Source organism: Baia soyae (genome assembly GCF_004341445.1).
GTDB lineage: Bacteria > Bacillota > Bacilli > Thermoactinomycetales > Thermoactinomycetaceae > Baia > Baia soyae.
The window spans coordinates 60,047-79,633 of the sequence record NZ_SLXV01000001.1; the positions used below are offsets into that span (position 1 = coordinate 60,047).

The 19,587-nt window shown below is 40.8% G+C and carries 26 protein-coding genes; 17 read left to right on the top strand and 9 right to left on the bottom strand.

The window, feature by feature from the left end:
- Complete coding sequence (locus EDD57_RS00265; RefSeq protein ID WP_165873612.1) at positions 1–387, top strand: protease complex subunit PrcB family protein; 387 nt, start codon at positions 1–3, stop codon at positions 385–387.
- A gap of 16 nt (positions 388–403) precedes the next feature.
- Here EDD57_RS00265 and EDD57_RS00270 read toward each other — a convergent pair whose 3' ends face one another.
- On the bottom strand, positions 404–667 hold the full coding sequence (locus EDD57_RS00270; RefSeq protein ID WP_131847184.1) for a hypothetical protein: 264 nt from the start codon (positions 665–667) through the stop codon (positions 404–406).
- A 28-nt stretch (positions 668–695) separates the two neighbouring features.
- Complete coding sequence (locus EDD57_RS00275; RefSeq protein ID WP_131847393.1) at positions 696–1,610, bottom strand: DUF1385 domain-containing protein; 915 nt, start codon at positions 1,608–1,610, stop codon at positions 696–698.
- A gap of 199 nt (positions 1,611–1,809) precedes the next feature.
- Here EDD57_RS00275 and aroQ point away from each other — a divergent pair, with 199 nt between their 5' ends.
- Genes aroQ through efp form a run of 3 tightly spaced genes read left to right on the top strand, consistent with a single transcriptional unit; the run spans position 1,810 to position 3,927 of the window.
- Positions 1,810–2,241: a type II 3-dehydroquinate dehydratase gene (gene aroQ, locus EDD57_RS00280; RefSeq protein WP_131847187.1), complete on the top strand. Its 432-nt coding sequence runs from the start codon at positions 1,810–1,812 to the stop codon at positions 2,239–2,241.
- A 29-nt stretch (positions 2,242–2,270) separates the two neighbouring features.
- On the top strand, positions 2,271–3,341 hold the full coding sequence (locus EDD57_RS00285; RefSeq protein WP_131847189.1) for a M24 family metallopeptidase: 1,071 nt from the start codon (positions 2,271–2,273) through the stop codon (positions 3,339–3,341).
- A 28-nt stretch (positions 3,342–3,369) separates the two neighbouring features.
- Positions 3,370–3,927: an elongation factor P gene (efp, locus tag EDD57_RS00290; protein WP_131847191.1), complete on the top strand. Its 558-nt coding sequence runs from the start codon at positions 3,370–3,372 to the stop codon at positions 3,925–3,927.
- Between the two features lie 83 nt (positions 3,928–4,010).
- Here efp and EDD57_RS00295 read toward each other — a convergent pair whose 3' ends face one another.
- From EDD57_RS00295 to EDD57_RS00320, 6 genes are all read right to left on the bottom strand, one after another.
- On the bottom strand, positions 4,011–4,601 hold the full coding sequence (locus EDD57_RS00295; protein WP_165873613.1) for a 2OG-Fe(II) oxygenase: 591 nt from the start codon (positions 4,599–4,601) through the stop codon (positions 4,011–4,013).
- 201 nt (positions 4,602–4,802) lie between these two features.
- Positions 4,803–5,651: a DegV family protein gene (locus EDD57_RS00300; RefSeq protein ID WP_131847194.1), complete on the bottom strand. Its 849-nt coding sequence runs from the start codon at positions 5,649–5,651 to the stop codon at positions 4,803–4,805.
- Positions 5,652–5,748: 97 nt separating this feature from the next.
- Positions 5,749–6,204, bottom strand: a complete 456-nt coding sequence (locus EDD57_RS00305) for a DUF441 domain-containing protein (protein ID WP_131847196.1) — start codon at positions 6,202–6,204, stop codon at positions 5,749–5,751.
- 70 nt (positions 6,205–6,274) lie between these two features.
- A complete protein-coding gene (locus EDD57_RS00310; protein ID WP_131847198.1) occupies positions 6,275–7,012 on the bottom strand; it encodes a 2-phosphosulfolactate phosphatase in 738 nt (245 codons plus the stop codon).
- Positions 7,013–7,014: 2 nt separating this feature from the next.
- On the bottom strand, positions 7,015–7,815 hold the full coding sequence (comA, locus tag EDD57_RS00315; RefSeq protein ID WP_165873614.1) for a phosphosulfolactate synthase: 801 nt from the start codon (positions 7,813–7,815) through the stop codon (positions 7,015–7,017).
- Between the two features lie 14 nt (positions 7,816–7,829).
- A complete protein-coding gene (locus EDD57_RS00320) occupies positions 7,830–9,107 on the bottom strand; it encodes an MFS transporter (protein ID WP_131847202.1) in 1,278 nt (425 codons plus the stop codon).
- Between the two features lie 147 nt (positions 9,108–9,254).
- Between EDD57_RS00320 and EDD57_RS00325 the strand changes: the two genes are divergently transcribed.
- The 3 genes from EDD57_RS00325 (at position 9,255) to EDD57_RS00335 (ending at position 11,670) form a co-directional block, all read left to right on the top strand.
- A complete protein-coding gene (locus EDD57_RS00325; RefSeq protein ID WP_131847204.1) occupies positions 9,255–9,677 on the top strand; it encodes a CD1247 N-terminal domain-containing protein in 423 nt (140 codons plus the stop codon).
- A gap of 155 nt (positions 9,678–9,832) precedes the next feature.
- A complete protein-coding gene (locus tag EDD57_RS00330) occupies positions 9,833–11,029 on the top strand; it encodes a glycosyltransferase family protein (protein ID WP_131847206.1) in 1,197 nt (398 codons plus the stop codon).
- A gap of 14 nt (positions 11,030–11,043) precedes the next feature.
- The gene (locus EDD57_RS00335) at positions 11,044–11,670 is read left to right on the top strand and encodes a glycosyltransferase (protein ID WP_243649381.1); all 627 of its coding nucleotides are present in this window, start codon (positions 11,044–11,046) and stop codon (positions 11,668–11,670) included.
- Positions 11,671–11,837: 167 nt separating this feature from the next.
- Here the strand turns inward: EDD57_RS00335 and EDD57_RS00340 are convergent, their stop codons facing one another.
- Positions 11,838–12,137: a hypothetical protein gene (locus tag EDD57_RS00340; protein ID WP_131847208.1), complete on the bottom strand. Its 300-nt coding sequence runs from the start codon at positions 12,135–12,137 to the stop codon at positions 11,838–11,840.
- Positions 12,138–12,354: 217 nt separating this feature from the next.
- On the opposite strand from EDD57_RS00340, the gene EDD57_RS00345 reads away from it, so the two are divergent.
- The 10 genes from EDD57_RS00345 (at position 12,355) to EDD57_RS00390 (ending at position 19,560) form a co-directional block, all read left to right on the top strand.
- Entirely contained in the window at positions 12,355–13,671 is a 1,317-nt protein-coding gene (locus EDD57_RS00345; RefSeq protein ID WP_131847210.1) for a helix-turn-helix domain-containing protein, read from the top strand.
- Positions 13,672–13,814: 143 nt separating this feature from the next.
- Entirely contained in the window at positions 13,815–14,225 is a 411-nt protein-coding gene (locus EDD57_RS00350) for a DoxX family protein (protein ID WP_131847212.1), read from the top strand.
- A gap of 140 nt (positions 14,226–14,365) precedes the next feature.
- Positions 14,366–15,337, top strand: coding sequence for a stage III sporulation protein AA (spoIIIAA, locus tag EDD57_RS00355; protein WP_424204970.1), 972 nt, complete (start codon positions 14,366–14,368; stop codon positions 15,335–15,337).
- Positions 15,330–15,848: a stage III sporulation protein SpoIIIAB gene (gene spoIIIAB, locus EDD57_RS00360; RefSeq protein ID WP_131847215.1), complete on the top strand. Its 519-nt coding sequence runs from the start codon at positions 15,330–15,332 to the stop codon at positions 15,846–15,848. The genes spoIIIAA and spoIIIAB overlap by 8 nt, the downstream gene beginning before the upstream one ends.
- Positions 15,849–15,858: 10 nt before the next feature.
- Positions 15,859–16,065: a stage III sporulation protein AC gene (spoIIIAC, locus tag EDD57_RS00365; RefSeq protein ID WP_093290363.1), complete on the top strand. Its 207-nt coding sequence runs from the start codon at positions 15,859–15,861 to the stop codon at positions 16,063–16,065.
- Positions 16,066–16,081: 16 nt separating this feature from the next.
- Positions 16,082–16,471 (top strand): stage III sporulation protein AD, encoded by a 390-nt coding sequence (gene spoIIIAD / locus EDD57_RS00370; RefSeq protein WP_072330309.1) that lies wholly within the window; start codon positions 16,082–16,084, stop codon positions 16,469–16,471.
- A 13-nt stretch (positions 16,472–16,484) separates the two neighbouring features.
- Entirely contained in the window at positions 16,485–17,681 is a 1,197-nt protein-coding gene (spoIIIAE, locus tag EDD57_RS00375) for a stage III sporulation protein AE (protein WP_131847217.1), read from the top strand.
- A gap of 1 nt (position 17,682) precedes the next feature.
- The gene (gene spoIIIAF / locus EDD57_RS00380; RefSeq protein ID WP_131847219.1) at positions 17,683–18,318 is read left to right on the top strand and encodes a stage III sporulation protein AF; all 636 of its coding nucleotides are present in this window, start codon (positions 17,683–17,685) and stop codon (positions 18,316–18,318) included.
- Between the two features lie 15 nt (positions 18,319–18,333).
- Complete coding sequence (gene spoIIIAG, locus EDD57_RS00385) at positions 18,334–18,966, top strand: stage III sporulation protein AG (RefSeq protein ID WP_131847221.1); 633 nt, start codon at positions 18,334–18,336, stop codon at positions 18,964–18,966.
- Between the two features lie 15 nt (positions 18,967–18,981).
- Positions 18,982–19,560: a SpoIIIAH-like family protein gene (locus EDD57_RS00390; protein WP_131847223.1), complete on the top strand. Its 579-nt coding sequence runs from the start codon at positions 18,982–18,984 to the stop codon at positions 19,558–19,560.
- The last annotated feature ends 27 nt before the right edge of the window (positions 19,561–19,587 follow it).

Below are 19,587 nucleotides of genomic sequence, written 5' to 3' on the forward strand. Positions count from 1 at the left end.
ATGAGTCAAAATCAGAATGATGAAAAAGGTCTGGGAAAAGGAATTAAGTTGATCACGAGTGAGCAAATAAATACACTACCTGTATCGATTCGAGAATGGGTGGGGAATCAAAAAGTACATTCTGGGCTTCATAAAATTCAGATGGAGGATGAAGAATACACGCTCATCTCACTTGGAATGAGGCCTAATCCTGGATATCAATTGCAGGTAACCAATATTGTGCAACAAGATAATCAGGTAAAGGTGGAAGTGGCCGAACAAGAGCCAACCCCTGGGACGTTTTATCCGCAGATGATTGTGTATCCCTTTATCTTGACGAAAAGCGATGTGCCTATTAATGTGGAAGGTCTCAGTCATGCTCAAACGAAAAACCCCCAGTCTAAGTGAGGACTAGGGGTTTTCGTTAGAATTTGCGATCTTTTTTCGATCCATCTATTACTCTAAATCGATGCGATCTTTTCTTCCGTTTGGTTGATGTTGCGGGAATATGCCCACTTATTCTTTGTAACCAGATGGGAGGCTTCTTATATAAATAACAGATGATCCCAATGAATCCGATCAATCCTACTACGTTCCAAAAAGATTCACGCAGTGCTGACATGATTCCAATGGCTACTAACCCTAATATGATGATCGTTCCAACTGAAAGTCTTTTGGAGATATTCACGCTACCACCACTTTCGTAAAGGTCAAAGTTACATTCCAATGGAAGAAGCATGATTCGAAGGAACCTGTTTGGCTTTTACTTCGCTATCTAAATCGAGCATGCGCTTAAATGAGGTGATGGCTACTTCTACCTGCTCATCATTTGGTTCCTTTGTAGTAAGTAGTTGAAGCCATAATCCAGGATAGCCTAAATATTTGAGCACAGGGATATCACGAAGCGCATTAGTAAAGCGTAAAACTTCATAAGATAGCATAATCACAAGTGGAAGTAGTTCTAAGCGTATGATCATGCGATCCCACATATTATCATATTGGAAAAAGGAGTATACGACTACGCCCACCAATATGGTTAGAATCATAAAGCTACTGCCGCATCGATAGTGAAGTCTGGAATGTTTTTGAACATTTTCTACTGTCAATTCTTCCCCATGTTCATAAGTGGTAATCACTTTATGCTCAGCCCCATGATATTGAAAGACCCGTTTGATGATGGGAGTTTGCGATATCATCCATAGATATGAGAAGAGTAAGATCGTCTTGATGGCCCCTTCAATTAGGTTTTGAAGGATCAGATTTGTTACCAGTCCATCAAATAAAAAGCTGGCTAGCATCGCAGGAACAAGTGTAAAGATTACTTTTCCCATAACGAAGGATAGAATCCCAATCACTGCTACTCCTAACCACATCGATAGCTTGGAAGTGAAGGTCTCTTTGGTATCACGGACTTGGTCAGGGTTTTCATCTAAATCATACTGTTCAGTAGCAAATTGAAGGTGTTTTGCACCAGATGCACTTGCTTCAATGAGCCCGATCAATCCTCTAATAAAAGGGATTTTTTTCACTTTTGAGAGGATGGGCTGTGCCTTTTTTTGTACCTCAAATGTTTCAATTTCTCCGCTTTTTCGTCTAACGGCTGTGACGAGGCTATACTGTCCTTGAAACATAACGCCTTCTACCACTGCCTGACCGCCATATGCTATGGGTTGTTCAGCCACGAAATCTGGCACCACCTTTGTGTCATGTGTCTTAAATTGTGAGTTTTGTAAGTATCTCCATTTTATCATATAAAGGTTGTATTCGGTATGGAGGTTGGACAAATCGCTAAGTTCGTGAGAAAATATACCCTTATAGGGGTGTTCGCAGATGACAAGAGTACTGATCCTTCATGGCCCTAATCTAAACCGTTTGGGGAAGCGAGAGCCAGCGATTTATGGCTCGGAAACATTGGATGAGATAAACCAACGGCTGAAAAAAATAGGCGATCAGTTGACGTTTTCAGTTGTTACGAAGCAATCTAATTTTGAGGGTGAACTGATCACGGAGATTCATGAAGCAGAAGGAAATTTTGATTACATAGTTTGTAACCCAGGGGCTTATACTCATACGAGTTATGCCATTCGAGATGCGATTGCATCGGTAGAAGTTCCTGTTATTGAAGTGCATTTATCTAATATTCATGCTAGAGAAGAATTTCGGAAGCAATCTGTAACCGCACCAGTCTGTGTAGGGCAAATTAGTGGATTTGGATCGTATAGCTATGATCTAGCGTTGCGAGCGATTCGGGAATTGATCTAGCATAACCGAACATACTAGGAGTGAGACTCATGGAAAAACGGCTAGCGAACTTGCGAAGAGAAATGATGAGTCAAGGGATAGAGGTCTATTTGATCACGAATCCTTATAATCGTAGGTATATCACGGGTTTTACGGGTTCTAGTGGTGTTGCGATTGTGACGGAAAAAGAGGCTGTATTCGTCACCGACTTCCGTTACATCGACCAAGTAAAAGCAGAGTGTCCACATTTTCGTCTGGAACTCCAATCATCACTTGATATTTGGCACACGGTTCGTGAAAGTATCAAAAAGCTAGGCCTCAAAAAGGTAAGCTTCGAAGCAACTCATATGACGTTTGCTCAATTCCAAGCTTTATCCCAAGGCGATTCTTCGATTGAATACATACCTGCTCCACAAATCATAGAAGAATTACGAATGATAAAAAGTGAGGATGAGCTAAGCATCATTCGTCAGGCTGCTACAATCGCAGACCGTACTTTTGAACAGATCATCCAGTATATCCAACCGGGCTTGAAAGAATCGGAAGTCCAACTCCGACTTAAGGTACTCATGATGGAGATGGGAGCCACGGGTCCATCGTTTGACATCATCGTGGCATCTGGCTGGCGAGGAGCATTACCACACGGAGTGGCCAGTGATAAAGTGATTGAAAAGGGTGATCTCGTTACACTAGACTTTGGAGCTGCATATCAAGGATATGTCTCTGATCTTACTCGTACCGTTATGGTTGGAAAACCAAACGAGAAACAAAAAGAAATTTATGATATTGTATTAGAGGCAGAACGAAAGGCTGTAGATGCTCTTCGTCCAGGAATGACGGGTATGGAGGCTGATGCAGTAGCTCGTGATTTGATTACACAACGTGGCTATGGTGCGTACTTTGGACATGGTACTGGGCATGGAATTGGACTAGAGGTTCATGAAGGTCCTAGACTTTCTCAAGCAGGCTCCAATGTCTTAAAGCCTGGAAACGTCGTAACGGTGGAACCAGGAATTTATCTTTCTGATTTCGGTGGAGTCCGTATTGAGGATGATGTCCTTATTACGGAGTCAGGCCACGAAGTATTAACGCATTGTACTAAGGAACTTATTATTCTCTAGATCTTTGTTTCATCAGGAGGAACGATTGATGATTAGTGTAAACGATTTTCGTACAGGTTTAACGATTGAAATCGACGGTGATATTTATTCGGTTCTTGAATTCCAACACGTAAAACCAGGAAAAGGTGCTGCGTTTGTTCGCTCTAAGTTACGTAACCTTCGTAATGGAAATATTACAGAGAAAACGTTTCGTGGAGGAGAGAAAGTATCTAAGGCGTTGATTGAAACTCGCCGGATGAGCTATTTGTATGAATCTGCCGGTGATTACACGTTCATGGATAATGAAACCTATGATCAAATCACGTTGCCAGCAGAGCGCTTAGAGTATGAATTAAACTTCTTACAAGAAAACATGGACGTTCAAATCGTTACATACGAACATGAAACGATTGGAATTCAACTACCGAACACAGTTGAGTTGGAAGTAGCTGAAACCGATCCTGGTATCCGTGGTGATACAGCGACAGGTGGTAATAAACCAGCTACGTTATCGACTGGATTTGTGGTTACGGTTCCTCTATTTATTAATAGAGGCGACCGTCTCGTAATTGATACTCGTAACGGTCAATATGTTTCACGTGCATAATACAGAGTAAAAAAATAGCCTCCACTCGATTGAACCGAGTGGAGGCTATTTTATATTTGATTGATTATCTCTACATGTATTAATTAGTAGTGTGGCCTTTCGGTAAACCACAGAGTTGTGATCCATTTTTCTCCTTCTTCTAGCACACGAGAGCCATGGATGGAAAGAGGATGGGCATCAATTGTGCCATTGTAACAATTATCAAAAATAAGTACGTTTCCTGTTTTGGGTGTGATGTCGAACCCAAGATCAGGGAAGTAGGTTTCTCCGCCTTTAAGTGTGTCATTCAGGTATAAGATAGCTGTGTGGACTCGTTGACCCGCAATCGAAAAGAAGTAATTTCCTCCCTCTGAACGGGTGTCATAACAATCAATATGTGGCTCAAACTTTCCTCCAACGCGATATCTTGCCACTTGAAGTGGTTCCGCGTGACTTAATGGGCGTCCCACAAGAGTGGCAATTCGCTCAGATAAGGTGAGTATCAAGGGATCCGTATGATGTTCTAGCCATGCGGTATCCGATATACGAACTTCTGACATTCCACCTTGTGTTTGTGCTGGAAATAATACTCCTTGGCCTATGTTGATAATATGTTGACATTCTTCTTGCGAAAGAACCCCTTCATGCACCACTACAGAAGGATCCTTAGATAGGATTGTTACTAATTTCTCCAAGTACATATCCCCTTTCAACATCGAAAGTAAAAGCTAGTTTCAGTATGATAATATCTACGTGCTCCTTCCCAATATATGCTTTTGAGACTATATGTGTATCCATTTATAATTCGATTTCATAAAAATCCCCCTAACAAATTAGGTTCCTTTATACCTAATCGTTAGGGGGATATTATGGAGTAAGTGATGATTCCGATATTCCTATTTTTCACTTTTTATAATAAGACCTACTAATCCAGGACCTGCATGAACGACGAGTGCGGGACTCACATTACCTACATAAATATCCGTGATATTATCACCTAATTGACGAATTCGGTCTGCAAATGCTTCTGCTTCTTTCTCAGCGCGCCCTTGTACAATGGCAATACTCGCTTTGGCGGATTCAACATGATCTTGCACTAGCTGACAAAGCTTCTTCATCGCTTGCTTTTTTCCACGAGCAACGGTAAGGGGGAAATATTTACCGTCGTCATCTACTGAGATAATGGGTTTTACATTTAGCATAGAACCGAAAAGAGCTGAAACTCGTCCAATTCGTCCGCCTGCTTTTAGATAGTCTAATGTATCCACCACAAAGTAAGCAGAGATTTGTTTCTTCATCGCTTCGATTTTTTGGACGATATCGCCGAAATCGAGCTTTTCCCGAACTAGTTTGGCTGCTTCTATCACTTGATAACCTAAAGCCCAAGAAAGGTACTTAGAATCAATAACGTGTATATGAAGATCCTCAAATTCGCTTGCTATTAGTTTAAATGTATTATAAGTTCCGCTTAATCCAGAGGATACACTGATTACAAGACAATGGGTAAACCCTTCGGAACGAACTTTTTCAAATGTAGCATAAATATCTTCTGGTGAAGGCATGGAGGTGGTTGGAACTTCTATTTCAAGTCGCTCATAAATATAGGTTGGTTCAATATCAATTCCATCTCGAAATTCTCCAGATTTATAAATAACACGAAGTGGTACAACAGAAATACCTAGCTTTGCAACTAGATCTTTCGGTAGGTCACACGAACTGTCAGTGATAATGGCAATTTTGGACAATAGAAAAACCCCCTTGACTGCCCTAAGTATACGTGAGTTCTCCTAGGGACTCAAGAAAAATGTGTATGACTTTATATGTCTTTAGAAGTAGGAGGGATTAATGCCACCATATTTTGAGAACACCCATGAAAAATGCCGTAATACCAGCTGCCATAAGAGGTCCAACGGGAATTCCCCGCAAGAAAATAATCCCAAAGATAGATCCAATTACGAGTCCTACTACTAATTGAGGATCTACTCGTAATAAGTCTAGTCCTTTTCCATTCATATAAGTAGCAAGTGCCCCGCCAATGCAAGCAAGAATCCCAGCGGGAGAAGTGAATACATCCACAATTTGTTGCCACGTTATTTTTCCAGATACAAACGGAACTAATACAGCAATGGTAAGGAATAATAATCCCAGTTCCAGTCCACGGCGCTCGATTCCATCAAAAAAACGTTCGAGATGAAGTAATTTTAAAATAAGAAGAAAGCTGGCCGCAGTAGCAATAATGGGGGAACGACCGAATAAACCGATCACGATTAGGATTACAATAATAAGATCTGCTTTCATGTCGCGCTCCCCTTGTCCAAAATGACTTTACCACTAAACTATGCATGAGTAAGCAAGGATAGAATGAAAATCAAGAGATAGAAGCCGTGATCACTCCATTTGTATAAGTAGGGACAACATTAAACTCATTCATCTTCAGGCTTAGATCTAGATCTTCCTCGTTGCCAAGAGAGTGATTTCTCTTTCCTGCCCGACTCTCCCGTAATAGGTGAAGTTGATCTTGAGAGTGGAGGAATTGAAAGCTACTCATACAAAGGAGTGAAAGATCGTCAAAAGATGTATGAGATTGAGTGATTTGTGGATCAAGTTGGCGCCATTCTTCTAGAATCGCACCAACGGTTACACAATCTTCAAATGACATCGTGCCTCTTGTCCCTGCACAGTAAAATAGGACATTAGAGGTGTTTTCCACGTGTAATCTCTGAGCAATGGACCTCGCATTTAACAAGCTACCGATCCAGACCTGTTTCGCTTGAGCGACTCTACTCAACGCCCGAGTCCCATTGGTAGTAGTAAGGATCAGTTCCTTTCCCCTGCAGGAAGAAGTTTGGATAAAATGGACAGGCGAATTCCCCAGAGAAAACTCCTCAATCTGCGCTCCAAATCGCTCACCAGCTAATATACGCCCTGGTTTCCATAACTTCTTGGCATCTTCAATTTCTTTGACGGGAATGACACACTTTACTCCAGATGAAAGGGCAGCTACTATGGTGGAAGTAGCTCGAAATGTGTCTATAACAATGATTGTTTGGCCTACATAATCGCTTGGTTTGAACGCTTGGACATAAGGGATCGTTTGAATGTTCATGTTTATCGGTACACCTCCATATTTGGATTGAACGTATCTGAGCGTAAATGTTGTCTCAGGGCTTCTAATGCGATTACTTCTGTAGGAGCAATGTTCCCTAGGTTTACTTCATTCCCAATCAATTGAATATATTGAATTTGCTGTTTTTTTAGAGGGGCTTCAAACATGATTCGATTAAGTGGTAGGCTATTTGCTAAATCACGAATCAGAGAAGAATCAAATTTTCCATTTTCATCGTAGATTCCCACATCGATTCCTGATTCGCGACCCTCAATAATGACAAATTGTACGCCTTCTTCGAGATCAGATGTAGCTTGAGAATGGATCTCTTCCATTGTTAAAAAAGTGCCTGATTCCTTTTTTCCGATCTCGGTAATAACAGAAAATCCTAATTTATGGGCTTTGCGGATCAGATCTCTTTTTTCTCTAGGAGATATGGAGATAGTGCCTTCTGATATTTCAATCCACTGAATCCCTTGATCTCGCAAGGCTTGGAAATACTGGTCTGCACATCGATGATGGTGAGCAATTTCAAAAAAAGTTCCACCTGGGTAGATGTGAATATGCTCTCTTTCAGTCCGTTCAATTTTTTCCCTTAGTAAGCGTAAAGGCGTGACCGCGGCGGTTCCGAATCCTAGTTTATAGAAATCGATATAGGGATGAGCGATTTCGATTAGGTCATCAAAAGCACGCATCCCGAGTCCCTTATCCATCACCATAGTTAGCCCTGTAGACCGGGGCTTTTCGAATTGTCGATGCTTCGTATGGACTTGTAACCAGTTCCCCCATATATTTCTCTCCATTATAAAACTCCTCTCTATGTAATGGGATGAATGCGCTTGGATCGAATCAAAATCCGTGAATGTCCCTCCCGATTTCCATTGATTCGTTGGGGACGATGGATGAGCCAAGCTGATAATAGTAATAATAGCGCAAATACAGCTCCGCTTCCAACAAATAGGAGAAAAGGACGATTTTGCAGAGCTCCATACACAGTAGGTCCGAGTGCGACTCCAAAGAAACGAATACTTCCATATAAAGAAGTAATAATTCCTCTTTCGGATGTACCAGTAGAGGAAGTGATAAATGTATTTAGGCATGGAAGAATAAGTCCGCAGGCGATGGCACTAATGGATAAGATCGTGATCATCCAAACGATGGACTTCATCCATATCAATAAAATGATCGTCGTAGTTAATAATCCCAAACCAATCAAGATGAGTACCTTCATTAAACCAATTTTGGTTTTTATGGTCTTTCCTACTGTATACGCCGTAATACAAAGAGCAAGAAGGGGAATGGCTAAAACGAATCCTTTTAGGACGCCACTCAGATTGGTATTTGCATCAATTGAATCCGATAGTCTAAATAACCCACCAAAGAGTGTGAATAGTGTCATAGATCCAATAGCAAAAGCAAGGAATAACCAGCGTCCCTCCCGTTGAAATACTGATTTTACGTGTTTCATGTATTGTTTGAGGGGTGTTTTTTCATGGGAACTAGTTGGTTCTTGAATTACCTTTATAAAGAAATAGGCAATCGGAATACATAAAATAGGAAATACGAAAAACATCGTATACCAAGTGAAGAGTGCTAGTAGGGAACCCAAGATGGGACTTAGTACTTTTCCCATCGCATTAGAAGCTTCAATGATTCCAAGGGCAGATGCCCTGTCACTCTTTTCAAATAGATCACTTGCTAATACCATCGCAATCGGTGCTGTTCCAGCCGCTCCAATTCCTTGAATCACCCTACTCCCCAGCAGAAATCCAAAGGATTCTGGAAACCAAACGGCCGATAATCCTGCTAATAGTCCTCCTACACCATATAGAAGCAAACTATAGAAAATGACTTTCTTTCTTCCCACATGATCCGCTAAGATACCTGCGAAGGGAATCACGATTCCAGCTGGGATAGAGAATAAAGTAATTAATAAGCTTGTTTGTACACTTGAGACATCATATACGTTTTCAACAGTTGGTAGTACAGGAATTAACATGGAGTTCCCTAAAACCATGATGATTGGGATAGAGGATAGGATGGCAAGAATCCATTTTGATGGTGGCTTAGATGATGTTTTTGTTTTTTGCTCCATATGTAACAAACCTCGTTTATAAATTCATTTGATTTCTTAGTGTATCCAATAGAAGAAAAAATAGCCCATTTCAACTAAAATGTATTTCTTTTGAATCGAAAGGTGAAAATAGAGTTACCGATACTTTGTATGAGGGGTGGAGTTGTGATGTACGATCGTCTACGCAGAGAGGTTTCATATGTGCAAGGTCTGATGGAAGGTGCTAATCAAGAAAGCAGTCATCCAGAGGGGAAAGCGATTCAAAGGCTTCTAGATATTGTGGATGAGTTGTTAGAGGCAAATGAACAGCTAGAACATCGATTCTTGGAATTAGAGGAATATGTGGAATCAATCGATGAAGATCTAAATGATATGGAGTTACTAGTGTATGACGATGAAGATGACGACGATGAAGATGATCTATGTATCGTCTGTCCAGAATGCGGTGAAGATGTGCATGTAGATTATGAAGATGTGGCAGATTCGGAAATAGAGTTACTATGCCCAGAGTGTCACACGGTTTTAATTGTAGAAGATGCTTCTGATCTCGAACCAGATAATAGTGGAGTGGATGAAGAGCGTCTCGATTAATCAGGTTAAATATTAGTACAAGGAGCTTAGGGGACAAATCTTAAGCTCCTATTTGTTGTATGACAAAATCGAGAGTGATTTAGGGAAGATTAAGAATTAACCTTTAAATGCAATCATATAACTATAAAAGAGATAACAGATCGGGGGAGATCGAGTTGGATATTAAGCTATCAATTCTAGTGTGTTCTACACCAGAACGACTTACAGCTTCTATGGAAATGATGAGACAGTTGGAGAAGCAAGCTTATGATCGTCCAGTAGAAGTGCTCATGCTAATGGATAATCTTGTACGTTCGATAGACGAACAGAAGACATCTTTAATTCAACTGGCTCAAGGAGAATTTATTGCTTTTATGGATCATCATTATTCATTATCAGAAGATTATATTGCTTCTTTGCTCGATGCGATTATGCAACATCCAAATGTGGATGCCATTGCCTTTAACGTAGCTCATAACTGGAACTCTAGCGTAGGATTTGGTTTCAGTAGTAAGCCAAAGCATCTGATGTGCTATGCAAAAAGAGTTTTGCTTCAGTCTGCTGAGAAAGAAGGCCGAGACTGGGTAGAAAAAGCGATTCAATGTGTAGAAGTTCAAGTCGAGATGCAGCAAGCCCTAGTGAAAAAAGTGGATAAGATGGCTTGCTTTATGCATGTGTTTGAGATTAATAATTGGATGGAAATTGTAAAACGGCAGATTGGAAGGCTACGTTTATCAGGTTTGTATGAGAAATTGGACTCTATTTATATCTCGTTTGTCACTGAACGTGCAGATGATGAAGAACACATTGAGAGTATTGTAAATGAGATAGGGTTACTAGCAAAATCAGATGATACTATGAAAATAAGAGTGGTTCCTCAAACATACGATTTTGAACGCTCTACTTTAAAGTGGTTGCATCAGTATTGTAATGAAAGCCCGCACAATGTACAGATTTTATATATGCACACAAAAGGCGTAGCTCGATTTGGAACGTTTGTTGAACCATTTGTACGAGATTGGGTTCATTTGATGGAATCGGTGTTAGTCGATCATCATGAAATGTGTTTAAAGCATCTTGGAAGTGTAGATGCCTGCGGTGTTAACTATTTACCATCACCTAAGCCTCATTTTTCAGGGAATTTTTGGTGGGCGAATAGTGAGTACATAAAGAAGTTAGATAAGGAGATAGGCTCAGATTATTTAGCACCAGAGATGTGGCTACTAAGCCATCATCAGAGTAAATTCTGTTGTCTATTTCACTCTGAAGTCAATCACTATGAACAACCATTTTCGAGTAAGAATATTCCGATTCTGGCTAGTTATTATCAGCCGCTGTTTTATAGTAAAAATGGTGAAATGGTTAAGAGTTAAGGAGGAGGGATCACGTGGATATAGAACTGTCTATCTTGATTCCATCGATTCCTGAAAGAGCAAGTTGTTTATCTCGGGTAGTAAATGAATTACAGAGACAGTCCGAGCGATTTCCTGTGGAGATACTTGCTTTAGTTGATAATAAGAAGAGATCAATTGGAGCTAAGAGAAATGATTTGATTCAGCAAGCAAAAGGCGATTTTGTAGTGTTTGTGGATGATGATGATCGAGTTGCTACTGATTATGTCGATTCATTAATGTCCGCTATCCGCCAGACTCCAGATGTAGACTGTATTACGTTTGATGTGCAGGTAAGCCTAGGTGGAATCGTAAAGAAAATTTGCAAGTATGATGTAGTGTATGACAACAAACACAAATTAGAAGATGAACAATATTATTATCGGAATCCCAATCACATTATGTGTTTTTCAAAGAAATTAGCCAGCCAATATCTATATTTAGATATTAGCTTTGGAGAAGATACAGACTGGGCAGTTCAGGTTCGTGATCAAGTTCGAAAGCAAAAAAAAATACCTAAGATTCTTTATTACTATGACTATATGTTCAAAAGGGAAGGCAGACAAAGAAATATGGAAAATCATATCATGCTACAAACGCTCAAACAGGAATACGATTTATAAAGAAGAAAATAAGGGAGTGTGAGGGGCATCAAGCCTTTCGCACTCCCTTATATGTAAGGGAAGGATAGGAAAATTCTACTCATCTCTTTATTATGGCAGAATTTTATGATAAAATCGAAGTTAGGTTTGTACTACTTTTTCTCATTGGGTTATCTCAATGAGTTTTTTTATCCGAAAATATCATACAGCTTACCCCTTATGTAGGTCTTACCGTCATCAAAGCGGGTGACAATTCCATCTAGTAGATCTAATTTTACAATTGTCCCTTTTTCTGTCATCATTTGTATGGTAAGATTTTCTCGGGACTCTGGACAAAAGTCAAAAGAGGCATACAATTGGACGTTTTCCTGATCTTCATCTTGCCATTGAACGGTCTCGGGATGTACGCTGAACTCTGAATGAACCTGGAATTGGAGAAAAAATCGAGAAAGCTCGTCTTGAGAGCCTTGCACAAGTAGTTTTAACAAGAGAAAACACCTCTAATCTGAATAATGGGAATATGGTGGATCGCCTTTGATTATACTCAAGCTGATAACTTTTGGCAAGAGTTTACATAATAAATATACCACATATTCAAACTATTTTTATAAATTTGGAATAAGTATTCAGAAGGTATGAAACAAGGTGTTTTTTCAAAAAAATACATATTTTATTTTGCAATTATAAAAAGAAGGGAAGAGTGGAATGCAATTATCTACTATGGAACTAGGAGAAACGATTCGTTCTTATCGAAAAGAGCGGGGTCTTCGCTTAGAGGATTTAGCAGATGATCAGATTTCCGTTTCCACGATTAGTAACATTGAGCGTGGATACTCTCATGTAAAAGAGGAAAAGGTTAGGTATCTGTTAGAAAAGCTGGGGATCGACTTCCATCAACTGAATGCTTTGGAGACGAAGCAAAAACAGAAGGATGACTTGTATTTATTAGAGTTAAAGGCAGTTGAAACATGGATTTCCTCTGGAAATAGCAAGCGAGCTTGGGAGTGGCTAAAAAAGAATCGTTTATCTGAAACACATGCTCTTGCTCATTTTTATCATTTTTCGAAAGGGAAATATTATTTCTCTCAAGAAGACTACGAAAAAGCGATTACGGAGTATCAGACGGTTCTACGCATTACGAAGGTGGCCCATGTCCATCATCCACTTGAGCTAGAGTGTTATCGAGAGATTTGTCACTCTTTGTATCTACTAGGCAGTTACGAGCAATCTCTTGAAGTAGCAGATCGTGGAATGGAATGGATCGAAGAAGGAGAGAAACGAAAGAAGAATAAAGATGCCGAGCTTACATTGGCAGGACTTCGTGTTCTATGCTTAATTCAGCTAGAGAGAATGAACGAAGCGTATTATTTCTACTCCTCCTTTTGGAGTGATGTGCCATTGATTCGCTCCTCTTATCTGATTATCCAGCTATATATGGGTAAGGTGAGATTGTCTCGGGCGCTCGGTCTTAATAAAGAAGCGATTCAATTACTAGAAGAAGCGATACGTTGGTGTGGAGAAAATGGAGAGCATTCATTGGTTTGTGAATGTTGGTTAATGTTGGCAAATGTGTATCATGAACAGGGGTTAATTGAGTTTGCTGATGTTGCCTATCGAACAGCTCTCGCTTTAGAAGACCGGATCAAAGAGCGTTCTCTTGTGGTACAGACGTATCTTGAGTACGGTATGTTCTATTTAAAAGAGCAACAATATGAAGCAGCCAAGGAAAAAATTGAACAAGTCGTATTCCTCAGTAAGAGGTGGAATGACTTTACTAGTTTAGCAAAAGCATATGTGTATCTCGGAGATTTACAAGTAGAATTAAACCAGCTGGAAAATGGGTTAAATCAGTACCTGCAAGCAAAAGAAATTGCCAAAAAGGGAAGCGCTCAGATTCGATTGACTGTGTTGGAACGGTTAGCAGAGACATATAGAACCATGGAGGATGATCAGAAGTTTATGGATAGCTTGATCGAGAAATTTGCGTTTGAGCAAGAGTTGAGAGAAAAAGTGGGGCACTAGGCCCTGCTTTTTTATATCCAGTACATGGAAAATATCGGTATTTGACATAAGTTACTTACTTTAAATATAATGGCTTACAAATCGTAACCACTATATTGTTTATGAGTTTACTTGGTTATAAAAAATAAAGGGGTGCATAGATGATGACTGAAAATAGACACGTTGAGTGGGGAGCTTTTGTTCTCCGTGTTATTTTCGGACTTACGTTTTTTATACATGGTTGGTCTAAATTTTCGGGTGGAATTGATGGAGTCTCTGGTTGGTTCGCAAGTATTGGATTACCAGGATTTTTGGCATATATTGTAGCAATGATTGAGCTAGTGGGAGGAATCCTTCTCATTATTGGATTGGGTACAAGATTGATTGCGCTCTTAAACGCTTTCGTGATGATCGGCGCGATTTTCTCTGTGAAATTATCAGCAGGCTTTATGGGAAATGGACAATCGGCTGGGTATGAATTTGACCTTGCATTGCTGGCAATCGCGATTTATCTTGTCTTGAATGGAAGTAGATTCCTTGCTGTTGATTCGATGTTTTCAAATAAAAAAAGATAATGTGGATTGAATTTTCCATTCGAACTAGCTTTCACGAGCTGGTTCTTTTTTTTGTTCAAAAGAGAGCTTGTCATAAACAACCGATACAAGCCATACATTGAGAAATAAAGAGAATATTGGACAGGGGGTGTTTTGGGATGCTGAAACCGATTTATCAGATTCTTCCACTGTCTATTCGCGAAATCATTCAATCACTTCCGCGTACGATTCTAGGAAGCCTAGAAGAAATACGCATTAGACAAAATCGCCCTTTAGAAGTGATTACATCTGAACAATCGTGGTTTGTTAGTTGCAATCGCCAGCTTAATACAACGCCAAAAGATTCTGTTTTACCCAGTCGTGAAGAATGCGCCAAGTTACTAAATCTCCTCAGCAATCACAGTTTGTACGCGATGGAAGAGGAGCTTAGAAGGGGGTACATCACCATTGAAGGCGGACATCGAGTGGGACTAGCAGGAAAAGTGGTGATGGAGCAGGGTAGAGTGAAGCATTTGCGAGATGTAACTGGATTTAATATTCGTATTGCACGAGAAGTAAAAGGGGTAGGAGAAGAATTGCTCCCCATTTTGTTTGGACATAATCAAAATTTGCATAATGTTTTGATCGTATCGCCGCCTCAATGCGGAAAAACGACGTTGCTTCGCGATTTGGCACGCCTGATTAGCTTAGGTGATGAGAAGAAATATCCATCCAAGAAAATCGGGATTGTAGATGAGCGTTCTGAAATTGCTGGTTGTGTAGGCGGTGTTCCTCAACACGATGTAGGTCCGCGAACGGATATTTTAGACGGTTGTCCCAAAGCAGAAGGGATGATGATGATGATTCGTTCGATGTCTCCAGATGTCATGATTGTGGATGAGATTGGGAGGCTAGAAGATCTGTATGCTATGCATGAAGCGATTCACGCTGGAGTAAAGGTAATCTCGACTGCACATGGTCATACATGGGAAGAAGTATCCCGCCGGGCAGAGCTCGGAGACCTTCTGAAGCAAGGAATTTTTGATCGAGTCATCCTACTATCACGTAGACGAGGCCCTGGAACCATTGAGGCAATTTATAATGGATCGGGTAAACGCATGACCTATCCATCTGAGTGGGCTACTTATGCTTAAGCTACTCGGAGCATGCATCATCTTGATCGGAACAACCTGGGCTGGATTTCAGCATGCTCGGACGTTTGCTGAGAGACCCAAACAGATCCGTCAGGTTCGATCCGCTCTTCAATTACTAGAAACGGAAATTGGTTACGGAACTCGAACTCTGATCGATGCCTGTCAATCGATTGCAGCCAGAATGGATGGTTTTGTACAAGCAATTTTCCATCAAGCTCATCAAAATTTACTCCAATTAGACGGTGCTTCTACGTATGAGTGTTTTCAGAAGGCGATTGAGAGTAACTGGGGAGCCACTTGTATGAAGCAACCAGAAAAGCAAGTTATCTTAGATTTTTGTAAGACGCTTGGGATTTCTGATCGGCAGGATCAATTACAAAACCTAGCAGTAACCAAAAGCAATTTGGAGATCGAGGAGCGTAGGGCCTTGGAAGAGCAGACACAGTACGAGAAAATGTTCAAAACGCTAGGAATCCTTGCCGGAGCACTACTGATCATCTTGATGTATTAGGAGGTACATAATGCCATACAACATTGATGCTGTGTTCCAGATTGCTGGGATTGGAATCATTGTCGCCATGATTCATACGATTTTAAAGCAGATGGGAAAGGAAGACTTTGCTCATTGGGTAACGCTTTTCGGTTTCGGAGTGGTCTTATTTATGGTTGCGATGTTGATACAAGACTTATTTACCACGATTAAGAACGTGTTCTTGTTCCGAATGTAGAACGGAGGCGATCCACTTGGAAATATTGCAAGTGGTGGGATTAGGTTTAATCACTACGATCCTCATCTTAGTCGTCAAAGAACAGAAGCCAATCTTTGCTTTCTTGTTAGCTACGTTTGTAGGAATTACGATTTTTCTTGCTCTAGCTGGGAAGATTGCCGATGTAATCCGCATTTTAGAGAATTTAGCCACTCAAGCTCATGTGAACAATCTATTCTTGGAAACGATATTGAAGATTATTGGGATTGCGTACATTGCTGAGTTTGGGGCTCAAGTTACGAGAGATGCTGGACAAGGTTCTATTGCTTCTAAGATTGAGCTGGCTGGAAAGGTATTAATTATGGTGATGGCAATTCCGATTATTACCGTCATTATTGAGACCATTGTTTCGATTTTACCCGCATAAAGGAGGATCGCTTATGCAGAGAGTTGGATGGATGATTCTCACTCTCTTTCTTCTTATCGTCAGTTTGAATCCAAGTTCTGCATTAGCGAATGGAGAAGAACCCGCTCCCTCTCCTGCTAACATAACAAAAGAAGTGGTTCGCTCCCAATTGGATCAACTCCAGACGCAAGAAGTAGAATCATTTTGGAATCAACTTCAAACGGAGTATGGAAGGTATTTTGAGGGGAAGGTACCAGGCTTTTTCGATCTCTTATTCCAAGAGAATGAGATCAGCTTTAAAGCATTCTTCTCGGCTTTTGCTAAGTTTTTCTTCCATGAAGTAATGTACAACGGCAAATTGCTTGGTGCAATCGTGGTTTTGACCGTTTTTAGCATGTTGCTTCAAACGATGCAAAACGCTTTTGAAAATAATCAGGTGAGCAAAATAGCGTATGCCATTGTTTTCTTGGTCATCATCGTTCTAGCTGTCGATAGCTTCTCGGTAGCAATCGAAGCCGCTAAGAGTGCCATTGAGAAAATGATTCATTTTATGTTTGCGCTTGTCCCGCTCCTTTTAACACTGCTTGGATCGATGGGAAATTTGACGTCGGTTACCTTGTTTCATCCCTTAATCATTTTTATGATCCATGTAATTGGCACGATTATTTATACATTTGTTTTTCCGCTCCTCTTTTTCTCAACGATTTTAGCAGTGGTCAGCACGATTTCAAGCAAGTATAAAGTAAATCACTTAGCAGGCTTACTGAGAAAAGTTGCGATTACAGTCCTAGGGGGATTGTTAACGATTTTCCTAGGTGTCATCTCGATTCAAGGGGCTACCACATCCGTAGCAGATGGGGTGACGATCCGTACAGCCAAGTATATAACAGGTAATTTCGTCCCTGTTGTAGGCAGAACGATTTCAGAGGCGGCGGACACAGTCGCTGGAGCTTCTCTATTGATGAAGAACACGATTGGTTTAGCCGGAGTAGTGATTTTACTCATGATCTGTGCCTTCCCTGCACTGAAAATTCTTACACTGGCTTTTATCTATAATTTTTCGGCGGCGATTATGCAACCTTTGGGAAATAGCCCGGTGATTGAAAGCTTGTCCGCGATCGGAAAAACCTTGATTTTCGTCTTTGCTGCATTGGCTGCTGTAGGTCTTATGTTTTTCCTTGCGATCACGATTGTGATTACGTCGGGGAATATATCACTGATGATGAGATGAGGTGAGACACATCGAGTGGATGGGTGATTGGCTCAAGCAAATTATCTTGTTGGTCCTAATAGCTACGTTTTTAGACATGTTGTTACCTAGTAATGCGATGGAGAAGTACGTCAAATTGGTAATGGGCCTCCTCATCTTGATGGCGATCTTATCTCCGATCTTTAAATTACTCAGCGAAAACCTGAACTTAACCGAGCTAGCTTTCTTAGATGGAAGCAAGGCAGTCGTGGCGATGCCTGAGATGAAGTCGCTTGCTGACATAAACGAGCAAACAAGTCAGTTAAAAAAGAAGCAAGATCAAGTGATCCAGCAGAAAACGGAAGAGTCTATGGAAACGTGGATGAAGAAGAATATACCGGATCGTTTTGCCATGGAGGTGGTGTCGGCTGATGTAATAGCTCAATTCACATCAGAAAATCCCCATATTGAGAAAATCCACCTAGTTGTGAGAGAGAAAGCGACAGGTGCCTCTGCGAAACAACAGATCAATCCGGTTCAAGAAGTATCCATTCTTCCATCAAATGATCCTACTACTCATACGGAGTCTACTTCTAATGAGACGGGGCAAAAGATTCAAAGCTTTATCCAGCAAACGTGGAACCTTACTGCTGAACAAGTGGAGGTCCAATTGGAGTAGGAGGAGGGGAAATCAATGTTTGATAAGTTATTTGAAAAGATGGGCGATAAAGTGGGTGGAGGAAACAATCAGAAGCGAAAACGATTCTTTCTCTTTCTCCTCCTCGTCTTCTTTGGAATTGGAGCCATGCTGGTCTCCTCGTTCTTTCAACCAGAGGAAGATGCGATGCCGCCTCAAAATGAAAAGGGTCTTCTTTCATCTAAAAATGCTCCTCAACCTGCTGGAGCAAAAGTGTCTGAAGGTACGGCCATGCAGAAATACGAGGCTGAGTATGAACAAGAACTGGCTTCGATTCTCAGCAAAGTGGTAGGCGTTAGTGATGTGGACGTCGTTGTCAATCTTGATTCCACAGAAGAAGAAGTGATTCAAAGCGAAACACAACAAAACGTACAGACCACTACGGAAACGGACCCTAAGGGTGGAACGAGATCGACTCAACAAAATAACACAAACAGCAAAACCGCGATGTACCGCGATGGGAGTGGAGAAAAGCCACTTGTCGTCAAAATGCTGAAGCCAAGAGTTCGGGGTGTTTTAGTCGTAGCACGTGGAGTAGAAGATCTACAAGTAAAAGCGATGGTTTTGCAGGCCATTCAACGAGTGTTAGATCTTCCGATTCATCGAATTGAAGTACTGTCCAAAGGATAAAAGGAGGAATTTGGTATGAACATGAACAAACAGACAATTTGGTTAGTGACGATGTTATCGCTTATGGTAGTTTTATCCGCTTATTATATCGTTTCGGGTCCGGTGGAGCCGGCAGGTCAAATGGCGAAAAAAGCGCAAGAGATTTTAAATAAAGGTGACGTTGCGGTAGATATTAAGGCAGCAACTAAGCCAGCATCGGCTACTGCGAAAACAGACACCAAAGATGCCGCGCAACAAAAAGGATCCAATTACTTTGTCGGACACCAGTTAAACCGGGAGTATCTCCGTCAGCAATTGCTAGAGGAAAATTACAAAATGATGATGGACCCCAAAGCTACTAAAAATCAACTAGAGTCTGCTAGTAAAAAGGTTGAGCAATTAAACAAGACGGAGAAGCAAGAGAGTGTGCTGGAAGATCTCATCTGTAAGGAGTTGAAGTTTACAGATGCGGTGGTTGTAACGAATGAGGATCATGTCGACGTGATTGTAAAATCAGCGAAGCTTACTCCGAGTCAAGTGGTGAAGGTTATGGATTTAGTGAAGCAGAATAGTAATATTGAGGGTTTGCAGGTGACGGTGAGTTCGCATTCGTGAAGCGGGCTGGGAATGTTGGCTTTTAGT